We start from the raw sequence: 2,717 nt of genomic DNA on the forward strand, positions 1-2,717 counted from the left end.
TTATCACAGACATCGTGTATGGTTTTGTAGACCCTAGAATTCGTCTTGGGAAAGGCGGGAAATAATTCATGCAAACTCCGAATAACGCAACAGAGACTAACTACAAGTTTGCTCCCGTTGCAAAAGAAACATTAACTGGCGAAAGAATCGTAAGACCTTCGCTGAATTATTGGCAGGACGCTTGGAGACGACTTAAGAAAAATAGACTGGCTATGGCTGGCTTAATTATATTGGTTGCTTTAATCGTATTAGCGATTATTGTACCATTTGTTTCAAGCTACGATTATCAGACACAGGATCTTAAAATAAAAAATATATCTCCTAACGCCCAACATTGGTTTGGAACGGACGACTTTGGTCGTGATGTCTGGACACGTGTATGGTGGGGAACTCGTATCTCGTTATTTATCGGGATTGTTGCCGCGTTAATTGACTTGGTTGTTGGTGTTATCTATGGTGGTATTTCTGCTTATTACGGTGGTAAAGTGGATGAAGTGATGCAACGTTCGATTGAAATCGTTTATGCGATTCCTTTCTTGTTGATCGCAATCCTACTGATTATGGTTATTGGATCAGGTGTTTCATCTATTATTTTGGCTATGGCAATAACGGGTTGGGTTCCTATGGCTCGTTTGGTACGTGGTCAAATGCTGACGCTGAAAGAACAAGAATTCGTGCTTGCTTCTCGTACACTTGGCGCATCGCCAATGAGAATCATTATGCGCAGCTTGATTCCGAATGCGCTGGGGATCATCATCGTACAAATTACATTCGTAGTTCCATCTGCGATTTTTACCGAAGCATTCTTAAGCTTTATCGGTCTAGGTGTAAAGCCTCCGCTGGCATCGCTTGGTAACTTATTGTCTGACGGCGCTAACTATATTCGGTTATATCCGCATCGCCTCATTTTCCCGACAATCGTTTTCAGCTTAATCTTGTTAAGCTTCAACTTGCTCGGCGATGGGCTTCGTGATGCGCTTGATCCAAAAATGCGCAAGTAAGAAGGGGTGAATAATGATGAGCACCAAAGACAATTTGCTTGAAGTGAAAGATTTGCGAGTTTCTTTCCGGACGTATGCGGGGGAAGTTCAAGCTGTTCGCGGCGTATCTTTTTCTTTGAAAAAAGGTGAAGTGTTGGCGATTGTAGGTGAATCCGGTTGCGGTAAATCCGTTACGGCACAAACGCTCATGCGTTTAATTCCTACTCCGCCTAGTTATATAAAAAGCGGCTCTATCATGTTTGACGGGAAAATGGATATTACCAAACTTTCCAACAGACAAATGGAAAAAATTCGTGGATCCGAAATCGGTATGATTTTCCAAGATCCGATGACTTCTCTTAATCCGACGATGAAAATCGGCGATCAAATTACAGAAGGTCTTATCAAGCATGAAGGATTAAACAAGAAGGCAGCAACTGAGAAAGCTATTGAAATTCTAAAGCTTGTCGGTATCAACTCGCCTGAAGGCCGTATCCATCAATATCCGCATGAGCTCTCCGGTGGTATGCGTCAACGTGTCATGATCGCGATTGCGCTTGCTTGTTCACCTAAGCTTCTTATTGCGGATGAGCCAACAACAGCTCTGGACGTTACGATTCAAGCTCAAATCATTGATTTGATGAAAACAATTTCCGTGAAGACGGACTCATCTATTATCTTAATTACGCATGATCTCGGTGTTGTAGCTGATATGGCGCAGCGTGTTGTGGTTATGTATGCAGGTAAAATTATYGAGCAAGGAACGGTAGACGAGATTTTCTATAATCCGCAGCATCCATATACATGGGGCTTGCTCCGTTCCGTACCACGTTTGGATACAAATGCGAATGAAGAACTCGTACCGATCCCTGGTACACCGCCAGATCTATTTGCACCTCCCAAAGGTTGTGCATTTGCAGCTAGATGCCCATACGCTATGAACCAATGCTTGGAAGTAGATCCGGAACACACTACGCTCTCCGAGACGCATAGTTCTGCTTGCTGGTTGTTGCATCCTGATGCGCCGAAAGTTGAACGTCCTGTAGGAGTAGGAGGTCATCAACATGTCTAATGCCAATAAACCAATTCTGCAAATTCGCAATATGAAGAAGCATTTTAATCTTGGCAACGGGAAAGTGTTGAAAGCCGTTGACAATTTCTCCATCGAAATCAACCGCGGTGAAACATTTGGTCTCGTTGGGGAATCCGGATGTGGTAAATCCACGGCAGGTAGAACGATTATTAAGCTATATGATGCGACAGAAGGCGAAGTTATTTTCGACGGCGAGGATGTCCATAAACTTAAGGGCAAAAAGCTGAAAGAATTTAACCGGAATATGCAAATGGTATTCCAAGATCCTTACGCATCGCTCAATCCGCGTATGACTGTTGGGAATATAATTGCCGAAGGTATTGATATTCATGGATTATACAGCGGCGCGAAACGTAAAGCGCGCGTTATGGAGCTGCTGCGCGCAGTTGGTCTCAATGACGAGCATGCGAACCGTTTCCCGCATGAGTTTTCCGGTGGTCAACGTCAGCGTATCGGGATTGCCCGCGCGCTTGCGATTGAGCCGAAATTCATTATTGCCGATGAGCCGATCTCGGCATTGGACGTTTCCGTACAAGCTCAAGTTGTCAACTTGTTTAAGAGATTACAGAAGGAAATGGGCCTGACTTACTTATTTATCGCGCATGATTTGGCGATGGTTAAGCACATTTCTGACCGTATCGGGG

Annotated in this window: 3 protein-coding genes; all 3 read left to right on the forward strand. The window is 44.1% G+C overall.

Translation table 11 applies throughout. The features are described 5' to 3' along the window. Positions 1 to 68: 68 nt before the first annotated feature. Positions 69 to 1,001, forward strand: coding sequence for an ABC transporter permease (locus AC1DUA_RS32745; RefSeq protein ID WP_477503708.1), 933 nt, complete (start codon positions 69 to 71; stop codon positions 999 to 1,001). Positions 1,002 to 1,014: 13 nt separating this feature from the next. After that, the gene (locus AC1DUA_RS32750; RefSeq protein ID WP_477503709.1) at positions 1,015 to 2,052 is read left to right on the forward strand and encodes an ABC transporter ATP-binding protein; all 1,038 of its coding nucleotides are present in this window, start codon (positions 1,015 to 1,017) and stop codon (positions 2,050 to 2,052) included. Between the two features lie 31 nt (positions 2,053 to 2,083). After that, the coding region (locus AC1DUA_RS32755) for an ATP-binding cassette domain-containing protein (RefSeq protein WP_477503710.1) at positions 2,084 to 2,717 on the forward strand (634 nt) is incomplete at its 3' end.

It is taken from the genome of Paenibacillus sp. 01T422 (genome assembly GCF_056398785.1).

Bases quoted from the DNA above. Each gene is read 5' to 3' on its own strand.
- AC1DUA_RS32745 (WP_477503708.1), top strand. From the start codon at position 69: ATGCAAACTCCGAATAACGCAACAGAGACTAACTACAAGTTTGCTCCC.